15 protein-coding genes are annotated in these 17,122 nt (G+C 61.2%); 10 read left to right on the forward strand and 5 right to left on the reverse strand.

The features are described from left to right. The first annotated feature begins 197 nt into the window (after positions 1-197). A complete protein-coding gene (gene gcvP, locus I6L48_RS12405) occupies positions 198-3,074 on the forward strand; it encodes an aminomethyl-transferring glycine dehydrogenase (RefSeq protein ID WP_216987288.1) in 2,877 nt (958 codons plus the stop codon). A gap of 87 nt (positions 3,075-3,161) precedes the next feature. On the opposite strand, the gene I6L48_RS12410 is transcribed toward gcvP, so the two are convergent. Continuing rightward, positions 3,162-3,647, reverse strand: a complete 486-nt coding sequence (locus tag I6L48_RS12410; protein ID WP_216987289.1) for a VOC family protein — start codon at positions 3,645-3,647, stop codon at positions 3,162-3,164. A 228-nt stretch (positions 3,648-3,875) separates the two neighbouring features. On the opposite strand from I6L48_RS12410, the gene I6L48_RS12415 reads away from it, so the two are divergent. Then, entirely contained in the window at positions 3,876-4,625 is a 750-nt protein-coding gene (locus I6L48_RS12415; protein ID WP_010675078.1) for a class I SAM-dependent methyltransferase, read from the forward strand. A gap of 124 nt (positions 4,626-4,749) precedes the next feature. Here I6L48_RS12415 and I6L48_RS12420 read toward each other — a convergent pair whose 3' ends face one another. Continuing rightward, on the reverse strand, positions 4,750-4,995 hold the full coding sequence (locus I6L48_RS12420; RefSeq protein ID WP_216987290.1) for a hypothetical protein: 246 nt from the start codon (positions 4,993-4,995) through the stop codon (positions 4,750-4,752). Between the two features lie 116 nt (positions 4,996-5,111). Here I6L48_RS12420 and I6L48_RS12425 point away from each other — a divergent pair, with 116 nt between their 5' ends. Beyond that, the gene (locus I6L48_RS12425) at positions 5,112-6,431 is read left to right on the forward strand and encodes an MFS transporter (protein ID WP_216987291.1); all 1,320 of its coding nucleotides are present in this window, start codon (positions 5,112-5,114) and stop codon (positions 6,429-6,431) included. Positions 6,432-6,499: 68 nt separating this feature from the next. On the opposite strand, the gene ahpF is transcribed toward I6L48_RS12425, so the two are convergent. The 3 genes from ahpF to I6L48_RS12440 form a co-directional block, all read right to left on the reverse strand. Beyond that, complete coding sequence (gene ahpF, locus I6L48_RS12430; RefSeq protein WP_216987292.1) at positions 6,500-8,086, reverse strand: alkyl hydroperoxide reductase subunit F; 1,587 nt, start codon at positions 8,084-8,086, stop codon at positions 6,500-6,502. Between the two features lie 142 nt (positions 8,087-8,228). Further along, complete coding sequence (ahpC, locus tag I6L48_RS12435; protein WP_010675074.1) at positions 8,229-8,795, reverse strand: alkyl hydroperoxide reductase subunit C; 567 nt, start codon at positions 8,793-8,795, stop codon at positions 8,229-8,231. Between the two features lie 629 nt (positions 8,796-9,424). After that, the gene (locus I6L48_RS12440) at positions 9,425-9,871 is read right to left on the reverse strand and encodes a CBS domain-containing protein (protein WP_010675073.1); all 447 of its coding nucleotides are present in this window, start codon (positions 9,869-9,871) and stop codon (positions 9,425-9,427) included. A 211-nt stretch (positions 9,872-10,082) separates the two neighbouring features. Between I6L48_RS12440 and queA the strand changes: the two genes are divergently transcribed. The 7 genes from queA (at position 10,083) to nlpI (ending at position 17,112) form a co-directional block, all read left to right on the forward strand. Next, a complete protein-coding gene (gene queA, locus I6L48_RS12445) occupies positions 10,083-11,150 on the forward strand; it encodes a tRNA preQ1(34) S-adenosylmethionine ribosyltransferase-isomerase QueA (protein WP_216987293.1) in 1,068 nt (355 codons plus the stop codon). A gap of 118 nt (positions 11,151-11,268) precedes the next feature. Next, positions 11,269-12,405, forward strand: coding sequence for a tRNA guanosine(34) transglycosylase Tgt (gene tgt, locus I6L48_RS12450; RefSeq protein ID WP_010675071.1), 1,137 nt, complete (start codon positions 11,269-11,271; stop codon positions 12,403-12,405). Between the two features lie 50 nt (positions 12,406-12,455). After that, positions 12,456-12,791: a preprotein translocase subunit YajC gene (yajC, locus tag I6L48_RS12455; RefSeq protein WP_010675070.1), complete on the forward strand. Its 336-nt coding sequence runs from the start codon at positions 12,456-12,458 to the stop codon at positions 12,789-12,791. Positions 12,792-12,809: 18 nt separating this feature from the next. Further along, entirely contained in the window at positions 12,810-14,663 is a 1,854-nt protein-coding gene (gene secD, locus I6L48_RS12460) for a protein translocase subunit SecD (RefSeq protein ID WP_041213022.1), read from the forward strand. 9 nt (positions 14,664-14,672) lie between these two features. Next, on the forward strand, positions 14,673-15,620 hold the full coding sequence (secF, locus tag I6L48_RS12465) for a protein translocase subunit SecF (RefSeq protein ID WP_010675068.1): 948 nt from the start codon (positions 14,673-14,675) through the stop codon (positions 15,618-15,620). A gap of 100 nt (positions 15,621-15,720) precedes the next feature. Next, positions 15,721-16,089: a rhodanese-like domain-containing protein gene (locus I6L48_RS12470; RefSeq protein ID WP_039038735.1), complete on the forward strand. Its 369-nt coding sequence runs from the start codon at positions 15,721-15,723 to the stop codon at positions 16,087-16,089. A 90-nt stretch (positions 16,090-16,179) separates the two neighbouring features. Beyond that, positions 16,180-17,112, forward strand: coding sequence for a lipoprotein NlpI (gene nlpI / locus I6L48_RS12475; protein ID WP_280520777.1), 933 nt, complete (start codon positions 16,180-16,182; stop codon positions 17,110-17,112). Positions 17,113-17,122: the final 10 nt, after the last annotated feature.

Genomic DNA, 17,122 nt, shown 5'->3' on the forward strand with positions numbered 1-17,122 from the left:
TGTATGATTGCCATCCTGCGGCCATGGCGGTTGCAGGAAGGGTGCAGCCTTTGCGCCTTCGGGATGCCCTTGCCGCATTCCCCGTCTGCCCGCGGCGGACACAGAACATGAGTGGAGCCGGTATCGACCGGCTACAGGAACATCAGGTCTTGGTTATCAGGATGTCATGCCAGGACCTATTACCAGGAAATAGGGAAATGACCCAGTCACTGTTTGAACTCGAGCAAAAAACCGATTTCATCCGCCGTCATATCGGCCCGGGTGAGGAAGAACTGCGGGCCCTGCTCGCCACCGTGGGTGCCGAGAGCCTGGACGATCTGATTGAGCAGACGGTCCCCGCCGCCATCCGTCGTCTGGGGCCGCTTGGTATCGGCGCCCCCATGACCGAAGTGGAGGCCCTGGCCAAGCTCAAGGGCTATGCGGCCAAGAACCAGATCGCCAAGAGCTACATTGGCATGGGTTACCACGACACCCACGTGCCCCACGTCATCCTGCGCAACGTGCTGGAAAACCCGGGCTGGTACACCGCCTACACCCCCTATCAGCCCGAGCTGGCCCAGGGCCGTCTCGAAGCCCTGCTCAACTTCCAGCAGCTCACCCTGGATCTCACCGGCATGGATCTGGCGAGCGCCTCCCTGCTCGATGAAGCCACCGCCGCCGCCGAAGCCATGGCGCTGGCCAAGCGCATGGCCAAATCCAAATCCAACCTCTTCTTCGTGGCCGACGACGTTCACCCCCAGGTGATCGACGTGGTCAAGGAGCGCGCGGTCCACTTCGGTTTCGATGTGGTGGTCGGCCCTGCGGGCGAGGCCGTGAGCGAAGAGGTATTCGGTGCCATGTTCCAGTACCCGGGCACCACCGGCAATGTGACCGATCTGCGTTCCCTCATTGCCGCCGTCCAGGCCCAGAAGGGGCTGGCCTGCGTCGGGACCGACATGCTCTCCCTGCTGCTGCTCAAATCCCCAGGTGAACTGGGTGCCGACGTGGTGTTCGGCAGTGCCCAGCGCTTCGGTGTGCCCATGGGTTACGGTGGCCCCCACGCCGCCTTCTTCGCCACCCGCGACGCCTACAAGCGCTCCATGCCGGGTCGCATCATCGGCGTCTCCAAGGATGCCCGTGGCAAGAGCGCCCTGCGCATGGCCATGCAGACCCGCGAGCAGCATATCCGCCGCGAGAAGGCCAACTCCAACATCTGTACCGCCCAGGTGCTGCTGGCCAACATGGCGAGCTTCTACGCCGTCTACCACGGTCCGGTGGGGCTGAAAACCATCGCCTCCCGCGTGCACCGTCTGACCACCATCTTGGCGCTCGGCCTTACCGCCAAGGGCATGGCCCTCAAGCACGGAAGCTGGTTCGATACCCTCACAGTACTGACGTCGGACAAGGCTGCACTCATTGCCAAGGCCGAAGGGCTCGGCATCAACCTGCGCGCGGATCTCGATGGTGCGGTCGGTGTGTCCCTCTCTGAAACCACCACCCGAGGCGACGTGGCCGAGCTGTTCGACCTGTTCCTTGGGGCGGGTCACGGCCTTGATGTGGAGACCCTCGACCAGGCCGCCCAGACGCATCAGGCGATCCCGCAGGATCTGCTGCGCACCGACGCCGTGCTGACCCACGAGGTATTCAACAAGTACCACTCCGAGACCGAGATGCTGCGCTACATCCACCGTCTCGAAGCGAAAGATCTGGCCCTGAACTACGCCATGATTTCTCTCGGCTCCTGCACCATGAAGCTCAACGCCACCGCCGAGATGATCCCGGTGACCTGGCCTGAATTCGGCAAGCTGCACCCCTTCGCGCCGCTCAAGCAGACCCAGGGTTACCAGCTGCTGCTGGCAGATCTGGAAGACTGGCTGGTGAAGGTGACCGGCTACGATGCGGTCTGCATGCAGCCCAACTCCGGCGCTCAGGGCGAATACGCGGGCCTCTTGGCCATCAAGAAGTACCACGAGTCTCGCGGCGAGGGGCATCGCGATGTCTGCCTCATCCCGGCCTCTGCCCACGGCACCAACCCGGCCTCCGCCCAGATGGCGGGCCTCAAGGTCATCGTCACCGCCTGTGACAAGGCCGGCAACGTGGATCTGGACGACCTGCGCGCCAAGGCCGCCGAGGTCGGAGACCAGCTCTCCTGCCTGATGGTGACCTACCCCTCCACCCACGGGGTGTACGAGGAGACCATCAAGGAGGTGTGCGACATCGTTCACCAGTATGGTGGTCAGGTGTACCTCGACGGCGCCAACATGAACGCGCAGGTCGGGCTGACGGCACCAGGCTTTATCGGCGCGGACGTCTCTCACCTCAACCTGCACAAGACCTTCGCCATTCCTCATGGCGGTGGCGGTCCGGGCATGGGCCCCATCGGCGTGAAGAAACACCTGGCACCGTTTGTGGCCGGTCACGCCGTGGTCAAGACCGAACTGGCGAGCCGTGACAACGGCGCCGTGTCTGCCGCCCCGTTCGGCTCGGCCAGCATCCTGCCCATCAGCTGGATGTACATCACCATGCTGGGGGACGAGGGGCTCAAGAAATCCACCCAGGTCGCCATCCTCAACGCCAACTACCTGGCCAAGAAGCTCGGCGAGTCCTTCCCCGTGCTCTATACAGGTCGCAACGGCCGGGTGGCCCACGAGTGCATCCTGGACATCCGCCCGCTCAAAGAAGCCAGTGGCATCAGCGAGATGGACGTGGCCAAGCGCCTGATGGACTACGGCTTCCACGCGCCGACCATGAGCTTCCCGGTAGCGGGCACCCTGATGGTCGAGCCGACCGAATCCGAATCCAAGCGCGAGCTGGATCGCTTCGTGGAAGCCATGACCGCCATCCGCGCCGAGATCGCCCGGGTGCAGGACGGTCACTGGAGCCTCGCCGACAACCCCCTGGTCCATGCGCCGCACACCCAGGACGACGTGATGGATGCAGAGTGGAACCGTGGCTACAGCCGCGCCGAGGCGGTCTTCCCGTCCGACGCCGTGCGCGCCAGCAAGCTGTGGCCGTCGGTCAACCGCATCGACGACGTCTATGGCGATCGCAACCTGTTCTGCTCCTGCGTGCCCACCGAGGATTACGCCAAGTAATCGCGGCGCCGTGAAGGGCTGACAGCCAATATGCACAAGGCCACCCCCAGGGGTGGCCTTGTTGTGTGTGGCGCCCGTGCGAACGGGCTACTCGCCCCGGCGCGCCGCCTCGATGGTGGCAATGTCAATCTTGCCCATCTGCATCATGGCCTCGAAGGCGCGTCTCGCTGCCTCGGGGTCGGGATCGCTTATCGCCTCGATGAGGACCTGAGGGGTGATCTGCCAGGAGATGCCCCATTTGTCCTGACACCAGCCGCACTCGCTCGCCTGACCGCCATGGTCGATGATGGCGTGCCAGTAACGATCCGTCTCGGCCTGGTCCTGGGTAGCCACCTGAAACGAGAACGCCCAGTTGTGGCTGACCCCGGGCCCGCCGTTGAGGCCGAGGCAGGGGATCCCCATCACCCTGAACTCGACCGTCAGCACATCCCCTTCCTTGCCAGCGGGATAGTCGGCCGGGGCCCGGTGTACGGCACCGACGGCGGAGTCGGGGAAGAGGCTGGCGTAAAACCGTGCCGCCTCCTCGGCATCCCCGTCATACCAGAGGCAAATCCTGTTCTTGATTGGTCTCATTGTGTCGCAGCTCCATCCTGGTGATTGTCCTTCGACGCCCGTGAGCGGGCGCCCCGATGGGTATCCTGCCGCCCGCAGCGCCTGCTGTTTTGCTGGGTGGCAAGCCAGCCTGTACACCGTTTGCCACCCGCTTGGGGCTTGCATGATGGGGTCAAGTGTAGTGGCATGGGGATCCTGGTCACCAGGCCGGGAGCCGGCATGAAGGCCGCAGCAAGAGAGGAGTCTGCCATGGACAGTACCCAGCGATTCTCGACCCGGGTCGAGGCCTATGTGAAATATCGACCCGGTTATCCCGCCGCCATGCTGGATTTTCTGGCAAGGGAGCTGGCCATGGGGCCAGAGGCCCAGGTGGCGGACATCGGCGCGGGCACCGGCATCCTGACCGCCCTGCTGGCCCCCCGGGTCGCGCGGGTCTGGGCGGTGGAGCCCAACGACGATATGCGGGCAGCCGCCAAACGGCTGCTCGCCCAGGTGGGGAACATCGGCTGGCTGCACGGCAGTGCGGAAGCCACGGGCCTACCCACGGGGGCGATGGATCTGGTGACGGTCGCCCAGGCGTTTCACTGGTTCGATCGCGCGGCTTTTCGGCAGGAGTGCCAGCGGCTGCTCAAGCCCGGTGGCCAGGTCGCCCTCATCTGGAATGACAGGCTGACGAACACCCCGTTTCTCAAGGCCTATGAAGAGGGGCTGCACGCCTACTCGGGGGATTACGAGGAGGTCAATCATCGCAACCTCGGTGAGGCGGATTTTCGCGCCTTCTTCACCGGGGAGTACCGGCTCGATCGCTTCGAGAACAGTCAGCTGTTCGATCTTGACGGGGTGCTTGGACGGCTCAACTCCTCCTCCTATGCGCCTGTGGCGGGCACGCCGGCCCACGATCAGATGACGGCGCTCGTTCGCCGCGAGTTTGCTCGCCATGCTGTTGACGGCAAGATAGCCTTCAACTATTGCACCCTGGTCTACAGTGGCCGGGTGTAGCCCCGTTCAGCGCTGACATCCGCAGTGAAAAGGCCCCCGCCAGTGATGGCGAGGGCCTTGTTTCATTTTGGCGGTCTGTATCCGGGCGATGCGAAAGAGACCGTCGCGCGGCGAAGGGGCGGTATCAGCCCTGATCGATGCCGAGAATGGCCATGGCCTTGGCCAGGGTATCGACCGATTCCTGATGCTTGCCCGCGTTGTGCAAGGTCTCTCCGTCCGCCCTCAACTGCTTCACCTCGGCCAGTTGCTCGGCACTGAGGGCGGGGCCTGCGGCCAGGGCGTCGTCTATCTTCTTCATGTCCATGGGGCAGTGGAAGGCGAGGGCGCTGCCGCAAAAGAGCAGGGCGGCCAACAACAGTATGAGTCTCATCTTTCGGATCTCCATGTGGGGTTCCCGTCAAGCATACCCCCGCAGGGGGAGGGCATTCGGGTTGAAGGGGGCGGGAGGCAGGGGCTACCATGACCCTTTTGTTGCGAGGAGGCTCCATGGCACTGACAAGGTTGCTGTCCCCCCTGACCAGTCTGGTGATCTTCATTCTGGGTCACGGTCTGTTCAATACCCTGCTGACGGTGCGTCTCTCCGCCGAGCAGGTGTCCGCCCAGGCCATCGGTCTGGTGTCGGCTGCCTATTTCGGCGGCCTGGTGCTGGGGACTTTCATCAATGCCCGACTCATCATCCGGGTGGGTCATATCCGGGCCTATGCGGCTTACGCCTCCCTGCTCTGTTTTCTGTTTCTGCTGCACGGCATGGTGGTGGAGCCTGTCACCTGGGCGGCGCTGCGGCTGATCGGGGGGTTTGCCACCGGCGGCCTGTTCGTGGTGCTGGAGTCCTGGATGCTGGTCTCAAGCACCCCGGCGAACCGGGGGCGGTTGATGTCCCTCTACATGATCCTGCTGTACGGCTCACTCGCCCTGGGCCAGCTGCTGCTCAAGCAGGTGGACCCCATGGTGCTGACGCCGTTCGCCCTGTGCGCCATGGCGGCGACCCTCTCCGTGGTGCCTCTGGCTCTCTCCCGGGTGGCGACGCCGGCCATGGTGGCACCCCAGCCGGTGGGAGTGCTGGAGCTGGTGCGCCTCACTCCGGCGGGGATGGGTAGCAGCTTTACCTCCGGCCTCATCCTCGGGGCCATCTATGGGCTGTTGCCGCTCTATTTCACCGACAGCGGCGCCTCCCTCTCCCAGGTGGCGGACATGATGGCGCTGGTGATCCTGGGGGGGATGTGTCTGCAATATCCCATCGGGCGTGCATCTGATCGTTACGACAGACGGTTGGTGATCCTGCTGCTCTGCGCCCTGCTGACCCTGATCGCGTTGTTGATGGTGCTGCTGCCGGAGCCCTGGCGCGAGCCAGTCGAGGGGACTCTTGTCTTCCTGCTGGGGGGCATGGCGTTCTCCATCTATCCCTTGAGTCTCAGCCATGCCTGCGATGAACTGCGCCCGGATCAGGTGCTGGGGGCAAACCAGGGGCTGCTGCTTGCCTACAGCCTGGGAGCCATGACGGGTCCGCTGCTGGCCCCCTTTACCATGGCGACGTTCGGACCACAGGGGCTGTTCGTCTACTTTGCCCTGTGCGGTCTGCTGCTGTCGGCCTATCTCGGCTGGCGCAGGCGTAAGCGAGCCCCCATTCCGCTGACGGAGCATCAGGTCTTCATGCCGGTGCCCCCCAACACCCCCATGACGGCGGAGCTGGAGCCAAGAACGGATCTGGAAGGGGAGGCAGTGCCGGCGAGCTATGCCGTGCCTGATGCAGAAGAGAGCGCGGTGAGTGAAGAGGGGCAGGAGAGGGACGCGCCGCAGGGGCGCTGAAGGCTGCCGACCCAACGACAGGGATAAAAAAACCGACTCCAGGGAGTCGGTTTTTTGTTGGGCGGTTATCAGGCGGTCACGGCATCGGCCTGGGTAGCTTGTGCTTCCGGCGCCGGGTTGCGAATGAGGTAATCAAACGCACCCAGAGCGGCGGTGGCACCTGCCCCCATGGAGATGATGATCTGCTTGAACGGCACCGTGGTGGCATCCCCTGCGGCATAGACGCCGGGCAGGGAGGTGGCACCCTTGGTGTCGATCTCGATTTCGCCAAAGCGGGTCAGGGCAATCTCGCTTCCTTTGAGGAACTCGGTGTTCGGCACCAGGCCTATCTGGACGAAGATGCCGGCCACCGCCAGATGCTTGATCTCGCCGGTAGTGCGATCTTCGTAGTCCATGCCCACCACCTTGCTGCCGTCGCCGATGACTTCGGTGGTGCGGGCGCTCATGATGATGTCGATATTGCCCATGGAACGGGCCTTCTTCTGCAGCACGTCGTCGGCGCGCAGGGTATCGGCGAATTCCACCACGGTGACGTGTTCGACGATGCCGGCCAGATCGATGGCCGCCTCGATGCCGGAGTTGCCGCCACCGATCACCGCCACGCGCTTGCCCTTGAAGAAGGGGCCGTCACAGTGGGGGCAGTAGGCCACACCCTTGGTACGGTACTCCAGCTCGCCCGGCACGTTCAGGTCGCGCCAGCGGGCACCGGTTGCCAGGATCACGGCGCGGCTCTTCAAGGTGGCACCGGAGGCGAGATCCACGTTGACGTAACCATCCTTGCTGATGGCGGCGGCGCGCTGCTCGGTGATCACTTCCACGCCGTACTGCTTGACGTGCTGCTCCAGGCTGGCGGCCAGCTTGGGGCCCTCGGTGTAGGGCACGGAGATGAAGTTCTCGATGCCGACGGTGTCCATCACCTGACCACCGAAACGTTCGGCGACAATGGCGGTGCGAATGCCTTTGCGGGCGGCATAGATGGCCGCGGCGGCACCGGCCGGGCCACCGCCCACCACCAGCACGTCATAAGGCGCTTTTTCGCTCAGCTCTTGCGCCTTGCGCTCGGCAGCGCCGGTGTCGAGTTTGGCAACGATCTCTTCCAGCGAGATGCGGCCCTGGCTGAACGGCTGACCGTTCAGGTAGACGTTCGGGACCGCCATGATTTGACGCTCGTTCACCTCGTCCTGGAACAGGGCACCGTCGATCATGGTGTGGCTGATGCCGGGGTTCAGGGTGGCCATCAGGTTGAGGGCCTGCACCACGTCCGGGCAGTTGTGGCAGGAGAGGGAGATATAGGTCTCGAAGTGGAACTCGCCCTTGAGGTTCCTGACTTGCTCCAGCACGGTCGGATCGGCCTTGGAGGGGTGACCGCCGCTTTGCAGCAGGGCGAGCACCAGGGAGGTGAATTCATGACCCATGGGGATGCCGGCAAAGTGCACGCGCGGGGCTTGGCCTTGGGGCGCGATGCTCATGGAAGGCTTGCGGGCATTGCTGCCATCGGTCAGGGAAATCTTGGGGGACATCTCGCTAATCTCTTGGCCCAAGGCCAGGAGTTCGGCGGATTTGTCGCTGTCATTGCCGGACACGCTGATCTCGATGGGATTGACGATGTACTGCAAGTAACCGTTGAGCTGCTGTTTGAGGTTGGTATCTAACATGGTCGAATTCCTTCTTGCTGAATGCGGGTCGGCACGATGACCGGATACAGAAAACAGAGGTCCACACAGCAGACCGGCGCATTTTCTGAGGGCCGTAAACAAGACCGGCCCTTGAACGGGCCGGTCTTCAGAGCGGGGAGGCTTAGATTTTGCCTACCAGATCCAGGGACGGGGCCAGGGTGGCATCGCCTTCTTTCCACTTGGCCGGGCACACTTCACCCGGGTGGGAAGCAACGTACTGGGCAGCCTTGACCTTGCGCAGCAGTTCCAGTGCGTCACGGCCGATGCCGCCAGCGTTGATTTCAACGATCTGGATGACGCCTTGCGGGTCGATGACGAAGGTTCCGCGGTCAGCCAGGCCAGCTTCTTCGATCATCACGCCGAAGTTGCGGGTGATGGTGCCGGTGGGGTCGCCGATCATCGGGTACTGGATCTTCTGGATGGTGTCAGAAGTGTCGTGCCAGGCCTTGTGGGTGAAGTGGGTGTCGGTGGAGACGGCGTAGATCTCGACGCCCAGCTTCTGGAATTCGGCGTAGTTGTCGGCCAGGTCGCCCAGCTCGGTCGGGCAGACGAAGGTGAAATCAGCCGGGTAGAAGAACACCACGGACCACTTGCCTTTCAGGTCAGCGTCAGACACCTGAACGAATTTGCCATTGTGGTAGGCGGTGGCGTTGAACGGCTTGATTTCAGTGTTGATGTAGGTAGACATGTATTTGCTCCTTGGTGATGTACATATGCCTGTCTGGTGTTGAAGAGTCGTGCCAGACGAGGCGCTTAACTTTCGATGGAGTCATCATAGTGACTTTTTCTAATCGGTCAAAGCCACAATTTTGAATCACATAAATCTATTTATTAGATAGACTATCACAACTGTACCTAACATGAATATCTCAGGCCTTCGGAGATAACTCATTGTCGAAGTTCAATTTCTGTCCTGCATGTCACATTTTCAAGGGCTGGGCCGGATTTGTTTTCATTGCGTGAGCAGAGAAGGGGGCAGACGAGGCGGCGCAGTAGAAAAAAGAGGGATAAAAAAATCCCGGCGCCGTCGCACAGACAGGGCCGGGTCATCAAACAAGGAATGGCGATAAATATGCTTTACAGCAAAGACTAACTACGGGGTGTGCAAACTTGCAGACATATGAAGAGAAGATGGCGGGTGCACAATCCTCATCTCCTCTTCGGCAACCATTGCATGGTGGGCATCATAGTGTGATGAATGTCACAACGCAAGTTTTGTGGTGTAATTTTACAGTCAAATTGAAAGTGTTTCACTTAAATAGCCGTTAAATTAGGCTGAAAACGCTTTTATTGTAATTTTATTACAGAATTTTAAGATCAAAAGTCGGTTGGGGGCTCCTGTTCCTCCATCAGCTCCAGCAGATTGATGGCCACGGCGATGAAGTCCGACTCGGTGACGATGCCAACCAGCTTGCGCCCCTTGAGTACCGGCAGACAGCCATATTTGTGGCGCTGCAGATACAGGGCCGCCTCCTTGATGCCGGCGTGGGGATCCACGCTTGCCACCTGACGGGTCATGATCTCGTCGAGCTGGACGCTGTCGGTGAACTCTGCCTCCCGCTCCGGATTGATCAGCAGCAGCTTGGATTCACGGGTGGCCAGGATGTCCGAGAGGGTGACCAGACCAAGCAGATGCTGGTGTTCATCGACGATGGGAACGTGACGGATCCGCTCCTGTTGCATCAGCTCCATCGCCTGCTTGACGCTGTTTTCCGGACCCAGGGTAAAGGGGTGTTCAGTCATGATCTCGGAGAGGGTCATCATGGTGGGCCTCCTTGTGTGTCTGCTTCCACCCTAGCCCAGCCCCCGTCGCCAGAACATGATCGGGGTCAATACAAAACCTTAAAGGTTTTTTAACGGGCCCAGCCTCACAAAATGGCCCGCTATCCCTTGTCTTCCTTGGGTTTTTAGTCTTTTGGGTTGCCTTGGAAGAGGGGGATAACTAGACTAGCCGCCGATTCCCCCGAGGTGAAAGATGCAAGTATCCGATTTTCATTTTGATCTGCCAGACGAGCTGATTGCCCGCTATCCCATGGCGGAGCGTACCGCCAGCCGCCTGCTGCAGCTCGATGGTCAAACCGGCGCCCTGCGCCACGGTCATTTTGTCGATGTGCTTGACCAGCTCAACCCCGGCGATCTGCTGGTGTTCAACAATACCCGTGTCATTCCGGCGCGCATGTTTGGCCAGAAGGCCAGCGGCGGCAAGCTGGAGGTGCTGGTGGAGCGCATTCTGGACGAGCACAGCGTGCTGGCGCACGTCCGCTCGTCCAAGTCCCCCAAGCCAGGTACCCGTCTCCTTCTGGATGGCGGTGCCGACGGCGTGCCCGTCGAAGCCGAGATGCGTGCCCGCCACGACGCTCTGTTCGAGATCCACTTCCTCGACCCGCGCCCTGTGCTGACCATTCTGGATGCCATCGGCCACATGCCGCTGCCCCCTTACATCGACCGTCCCGACGAGGATGCCGACAAGGAGCGCTACCAGACCGTCTACAACCAGAAGCCGGGTGCCGTGGCGGCGCCGACCGCCGGTCTGCACTTCGACGAGCCGCTGCTCGAGCAGATCCGTGCCAAGGGCGTGGAGATGGCCTTCGTGACCCTGCACGTGGGGGCGGGCACCTTCCAGCCGGTGCGCGTCGACAAGATTGAAGATCACCACATGCACTCGGAATACGCCGAAGTGCCCCAGGAGGTGGTGGATGCCATCGCGGCGACTCGCGCCCGCGGCGGTCGGGTGGTTGCGGTGGGGACCACGTCGGTACGATCCCTCGAGAGCGCAGCCAAGGCGACCCAGGCCCAGGGCAAGCCGCTGGCGCCCTTCTTCGATGACACCGACATCTTCATCTTCCCCGGTTACGAGTTCCAGGTGGTCGATGCCATGATCACCAACTTCCACCTGCCCGAATCCACCCTGATCATGCTGGTCAGCGCCTTTGCCGGCTATGACAACGTGATGGCCGCCTATCAGGCCGCCGTGGCGGGACAGTACCGTTTCTTCAGCTACGGGGACGCCATGTTCGTCACCCGTCGCCGGGTGCAGGGTTAAGCCTTGCCCTTCAGAAGTCGTTCAGGCTCTGCTTGTCAGTATGCCGGCCGGCTTCATATTACCGGGCCCCTCGGGCCCTTTGTTGTCAGACTGTTTCTCTGACTGAATAGAGGTAGCAATGAAATTTGAATTGAAAACCACCGATGGGCGTGCCCGTCGCGGTCAACTGGTGTTCGAGCGTGGCGTGGTCCAGACCCCGGCCTTCATGCCGGTCGGCACCTACGGCACCGTCAAGGGGATGACACCGGAAGAGGTGCGTGAGACCGGTGCCCAGATCCTGCTTGGCAACACCTTCCACCTCTGGCTGCGCCCGGGTCAGGAAGTGATGCGCGCCCACGGCGATCTGCACGACTTCATGAACTGGCAGGGGCCGATCCTGACCGACTCCGGTGGTTTCCAGGTGTTCAGTCTGGGACACATCCGCAAGATCACCGAGGAGGGGGTGCACTTCCGTCATCCCATCAACGGCGAGAAGATCTTCCTCGACCCCGAGAAGTCCATGGAGATCCAGTACGATCTGGGTTCCGACATCGTGATGATCTTCGACGAGTGCACCCCGTACCCGGCCACCTACGAGGAAGCGCGCAAGTCCATGGAGATGTCCCTGCGCTGGGCCAAGCGCTCCCGTGACAAGTTCGATGCGCTCGGCAACAAGAACGCCCTGTTCGGCATCATCCAGGGTTCTGTCTACGAACCGCTGCGGGATGTGTCGCTGGACGGCCTCCTTGAGATCGGCTTCGACGGTTACGCGGTCGGCGGTCTCGCCGTGGGTGAGCCCAAAGAGGACATGCATCGCATCCTTGACCATGTCTGCCCGAAAATTCCGGCCGACAAGCCGCGCTACCTGATGGGGGTGGGCAAGCCGGAAGATCTGGTGGAAGGGGTGCGCCGCGGTATCGACATGTTCGACTGCGTGATGCCGACCCGCAACGCCCGCAACGGTCATCTCTTTACCACCGATGGCGTGGTCAAGATCCGCAACGCCAAGTACCGGGAAGACACCAGCACCCTGGATGCGGACTGCGATTGCTACACCTGCAAGAACTACACCCGCAGCTATCTGTACCATCTGGACAAGTGCAACGAGATCCTCGGTGCCCGTCTGAATACCATCCACAACCTGCGTTATTACCAGCGCGTGATGCAGGGTTTGCGGGACGCGATCGAGCAGGGTAAATTAGACGACTTTGTAACTGAGTTTTACCGTCGGCAAGGGAAGCCTGTGCCTCCACTGGCTGAAAATGACGTGAAATAACAACGACATATAAGTTAGTATTCAAATCTACATCAATAAGAGGTTGTTAAATGAGCATTATCTCCAAGGCGTATGCAGAAGGCGCGGCTCCGGCAGCACAGGGTGGTGGCATGGAAATGATCATCATGCTGGCCGTGTTCGGTCTCATCTTCTACTTCATGATCTACCGTCCCCAGGCCAAGCGTGCCAAGGAGCATCGCAATCTGATGAGCTCCCTCTCCAAGGGCGACGAAGTGCTCACTTCCGGTGGCCTGGTCGGCAAGATCGCCAAGGTTTCCGCCGACAGCGACTACATTGTGCTGGCCCTGAACGATCAGACCCAGGTCACCATCAAGCGTGACTTCGTCTCTGCCGTTCTGCCCAAGGGTTCTATCCAGTCCCTCTAATCTCCCGAGGAGCACAGCGTGTTAAATCGCTATCCGCTGTGGAAATACCTGATGGTGATCGTCGTGATCGCCATCGGTTTTCTATATGCAGCCCCCAATCTTTACGGCGAAGACCCGGCCTTGCAGGTCTCTGCCAGCCGTGGTGCCGAAGTCAAACTAGAAACCCTCGACCAGGTGAAGGAAACCCTCGACGAGGCGAAGATCCCGGTCAAGCATGCGGCGTTCGAGCACGGCTTCATCCTGATCCGTTTCAACAACACCGAAGACCAGCTCAAGGCGCGCGACATCGTGGCCAACAAGCTGGGCGACAATTTCATTACCGCCCTCAACCTGGCACCCTCCACCCCCGCCTGGCTTGAGGCCATCGGCGCGGCGCCCCTGAAGCTCGGTCTTGACCTGCGGGGCGGTGTGCACTTCCTGATGGAAGTGGACATGGCCGAAGCGCTGGCCAAGCAGCAGGAACAGATGGTGCAGGATTTCCGCGCCGAGCTGCGCACCCAGAAGATCCGCTACTCCGGCGTACGCCGGGTCGGGGATCAGGTGCAGGTGGTCTTCCGTGACGAGGCCGATCAGGCCAAGGCACTCTCCTTCCTGCGTCGCCAGAATGCGGATCTTGTCTTCACCACCGACCAGAAAGGGGATGACTTCATCCTGCTGGCCAGTCTGAGCGAAGCCAAGGTCAAAGAGGTGAAGAAGTATGCCCTCGAGCAGAACATCACCATCATCCGCAACCGGGTGAACGAACTGGGTGTGGCCGAGCCGCTGGTCCAGCAGCAGGGCGGTGAGCGTATCATCGTCGAGCTGCCGGGGATCCAGGACACCGCCCGTGCCAAGGAGATCCTGGGGGCCACCGCGACCCTGGAGTTCCACATGGTCGATGAGGCTGCCGATATCCAGGCCGCTGCCGCAGGCCGCGTGCCGCCGAGCTCCAAGGTCTACAACGATCGCAACGGTCGTCCCGTGGTACTGCAAAAGCGCGTGATCCTGACTGGTGACCACATCGTGGGTGCCCAGTCCGGTTTCGATGAATACAGCCGTCCTCAGGTCAACATCAAGCTCGATGGTCAGGGTGGCAACAAGATGGCCAACTTTACCAAGGACAACGTCGGCAAGGGCATGGCGACCGTCTTCATCGAGTACAAGCCGGTGGGTCAGCCTGGTCCGGACGGCAAGCGCAAGTTCCGCAAGCAGGAGGAGGTGATCAACGTCGCCACCATCCAGTCTCGCCTGGGTAGCCAGTTCCGCATCACCGGGATCGACAACGCCAACGAAGCCCACAACCTGGCGCTGCTGCTGCGTGCCGGTGCCCTGATTGCCCCCATCCAGATCGTCGAAGAGCGCACCATAGGCCCGAGCCTGGGTCAGCAGAACATCGACAGCGGGATGGAAGCCATCGGCTGGGCCATGCTGGTGATCGTGCTCTTCATGGGGATCTACTACCGTGCCTTCGGCTGGGTGGCCAATCTGGCGCTGACCATGAACCTGGTGCTCATCGTAGGTATCATGTCGATGATCCCGGGGGCCACCATGACCCTGCCGGGCATCGCCGGTATCGTGTTGACGCTGGGCATGGCGGTGGATGCGAACGTACTGATCTACGAGCGTATTCGTGAAGAGATCCGCAATGGTCGCGGGGTGCAGCAAGCCATTCACATGGGCTTTGATCGCGCCTTCTCCACCATCGCTGACTCCAACATCACCTCGCTCATCACCTGCGTGATCCTGTTCGGTATCGGTACCGGTGCCATCAAGGGCTTCGCCCTGACCCTCGGGATCGGCCTGACGGCGTCCATGTTCACTGCCATCACGGTATCCCGCGCCATCATCAACCTGGCCTGGGGTGGACGGCGCATCGACAAGCTGCCGATCTAAGGAAGAGACATGTTTCAAATTCTACATTTTGAAAAGCCCATCCCCTTCATGCGTTTCGCCAAGCTGGGTATGGTCCTCTCTGCTCTTGTAACGGTGCTCGCCCTCTACGTTCTGTACGATCGTGGCCTGAACTGGGGGCTGGACTTCACCGGCGGTACCACTATCGAGGTGGGGTTCCAGCAGTCGGTGAGCCTGGACAAGATGCACGAGGCGCTGGATCAGCAGAAGATTGACGGGGCGACCCTGCAGTTCTTCGGCTCCAGCCGTGATGTGCTGGTGCGCATGGCCCCCCAAGAGGGCGTCAAGGTCGAGCAGCAGGGCAACGAGGTCCTGGCGGCCGCCAAGCTGGTCGACGAGAGCGCCGTGCTCAAGCGTGTCGAGTTCGTCGGTCCCTCCGTGGGTGACGAGCTGGCCACCGACGGTGCCCTGGCCATGCTGGCCTCCATCATCTGTATCCTGATCTACGTGGCGGTGCGCTTCGAGTGGCGTCTGGCCACGGGGGGCATCCTCTCCCTGGCTCACGACGTGATCATCACCCTCGGCATCTTTGCCTACTTCCAGTACGAGTTCGACCTGACCGTGCTGGCGGCGCTGATGACGCTGGTGGGGTACTCCCTGAACGACACCATCGTCGTGTTCGACCGGGTGCGGGAGAATTTCCGCAAGGTGCGCCGTGGGGACACCGCGGAGATCATGGATCTCTCCATGACTGAGACCCTGAGCCGGACCATCATCACCTCGGGGTTGACCTTCGTGGTGGTGGTGGCGCTGCTGCTCAAAGGCGGGCCTCTGATCCACGGTTTCTCCATCGCCATGGTGATCGGGGTGGCCTTCGGGACCTACTCCTCCATCTATGTGGCGAGCGCCTCAGCCATGTTCCTCGGGATCAAGCGGGAGCACATGCTGCCGACCCAGGTGGAAAAAGAGGGCGCGGATCAGCAAGAGATCCTGCCGTAACAGACAAGGGCGCCGCAAGGCGCCCTTTCTCTTGTGGCCGGGGTGAGTCATGATGCTCCCCACAACCCAGCATCCATTACCCAAAGCAAGGAGCAAGCCCATGCAACACAATCCCCGTTTTCTGGCCCTGGTAGAGGCCATCCGCCCGCAGGTGCAGGAAACCGATGTGCATCAGATCAAGCGCTGGCAGGATGAGGGCCGAGCATTTCATCTGATCGACGTGCGCGAAGAGAGCGAGTGGGCCAGGGGCCATCTGCCGGGGGCCACCTATCTCGGGCGCGGGGTGATAGAGCGTGACATCGAGACCCGGTATCCGGATCCCGACACCGAACTCTACCTCTATTGTGGTGGGGGATTTCGCTCCATCCTAGTGGCGGATAACCTGCAGAAGATGGGTTATTCCCGGGTCGTCAGCGTCGATGGAGGCTTTCGCGGCTGGAGCGATGCCGGATACCCTGTCGAATCCTGATTTATTTGAGGGAGAGGGGCTGCGCCACATGACAAACGGCCCCGTGATCTTTACCATATGCGGGGTCAAGCGTAAGCGTCGGAGTGTTCATTGAACGTCAGGATAGGGATTGGATACCTCACGGGTATCCTGTTGTTGCTCCCCTTGTGGGGTTGCAGCAGTAGCAGTCAGGTAAAAGCGCCTCAAGTTCCCAAGCCGCAACCCGCTTCACTGGTATTGGCGACCCCCTTGCAGGTCTCCTACCAGAGCGAGTTGGCGTTGGCGCGACTCGGGCAGATGCTCAGTGAAATGGAATTGACGACCGAACAGCGGGCAGAACTCTTCTATGAGCGTGCCGTGGTGTTTGACCGGGTGGGCTTGCGTTCCCTGGCGCGACTCGACTTCAACCGCGCCCTGCGGGAGAAGCCGGATTTTGCCGAGGCCTACAACTTCATCGGTGTCTATCTGGTTCAACAGCAGAACTACGACGAGGCCTATGAGGCGTTCGACTCCGCCCTGGAGCTCGCCCCGGATTACGACTACGCCTATCTCAACCGGGGAATCGCGCTCTATTACGGCAATCGTCCCGAGCTTGCCGCGGCGGATATGAAGCGCTTCTACGAGGCGCAACCAGAAGACCCTTATCGGGTGATCTGGCTCTATCTGGCCGAGCAGAAGCTCAACGGACCGGCGGCCATGAGCCGGATGCGCGAGCGGCTCAACAAGTATGACGACGACGCCTGGAACTGGGATCTGGTGCGCCTCTATACGGGCGACATCAATGCCACCCAGTTGATGAGCAACGTGGTGAAAGGGGTCAAGGACAACAGGGAGCTCGCCGAGCGCCTGTGCGAGACCTACTTCTACCTCGGCAAGTTCGAGCTGGCCAAGGGTAACCGCAAGGAAGCCATCAGCTACTTCAAGCTGGCGCTGGCCAACAACGTCTATGACTTCATCGAGCATCGCTATGCCTTGCTGGAGCTGGAACTGATGGCGCGCAAGCCCCAGCCACCCGGAGCCCAGGGCAAGAGCGGCAAAGCGTGACTAAACGGGT

The sequence above is a fragment of the Aeromonas sp. FDAARGOS 1418 genome (genome assembly GCF_019048585.1).
Classification (GTDB): Bacteria; Pseudomonadota; Gammaproteobacteria; order Enterobacterales; family Aeromonadaceae; genus Aeromonas; species Aeromonas caviae.

Excerpts from the sequence above, each read along its gene's own strand:
- gcvP (WP_216987288.1), top strand. The coding sequence starts at position 198 with ATGACCCAGTCACTGTTTGAACTCGAGCAAAAAACCGATTTCATCCGC.
- I6L48_RS12410 (WP_216987289.1), bottom strand. The coding sequence starts at position 3,647 with ATGAGACCAATCAAGAACAGGATTTGCCTCTGGTATGACGGGGATGCC.
- I6L48_RS12415 (WP_010675078.1), top strand. The coding sequence starts at position 3,876 with ATGGACAGTACCCAGCGATTCTCGACCCGGGTCGAGGCCTATGTGAAA.
- I6L48_RS12420 (WP_216987290.1), bottom strand. The coding sequence starts at position 4,995 with ATGAGACTCATACTGTTGTTGGCCGCCCTGCTCTTTTGCGGCAGCGCC.
- I6L48_RS12425 (WP_216987291.1), top strand. The coding sequence starts at position 5,112 with ATGGCACTGACAAGGTTGCTGTCCCCCCTGACCAGTCTGGTGATCTTC.
- ahpF (WP_216987292.1), bottom strand. The coding sequence starts at position 8,086 with ATGTTAGATACCAACCTCAAACAGCAGCTCAACGGTTACTTGCAGTAC.
- ahpC (WP_010675074.1), bottom strand. The coding sequence starts at position 8,795 with ATGTCTACCTACATCAACACTGAAATCAAGCCGTTCAACGCCACCGCC.
- I6L48_RS12440 (WP_010675073.1), bottom strand. The coding sequence starts at position 9,871 with ATGATGACCCTCTCCGAGATCATGACTGAACACCCCTTTACCCTGGGT.
- queA (WP_216987293.1), top strand. The coding sequence starts at position 10,083 with ATGCAAGTATCCGATTTTCATTTTGATCTGCCAGACGAGCTGATTGCC.
- tgt (WP_010675071.1), top strand. The coding sequence starts at position 11,269 with ATGAAATTTGAATTGAAAACCACCGATGGGCGTGCCCGTCGCGGTCAA.
- yajC (WP_010675070.1), top strand. The coding sequence starts at position 12,456 with ATGAGCATTATCTCCAAGGCGTATGCAGAAGGCGCGGCTCCGGCAGCA.
- secF (WP_010675068.1), top strand. The coding sequence starts at position 14,673 with ATGTTTCAAATTCTACATTTTGAAAAGCCCATCCCCTTCATGCGTTTC.
- I6L48_RS12470 (WP_039038735.1), top strand. The coding sequence starts at position 15,721 with ATGCAACACAATCCCCGTTTTCTGGCCCTGGTAGAGGCCATCCGCCCG.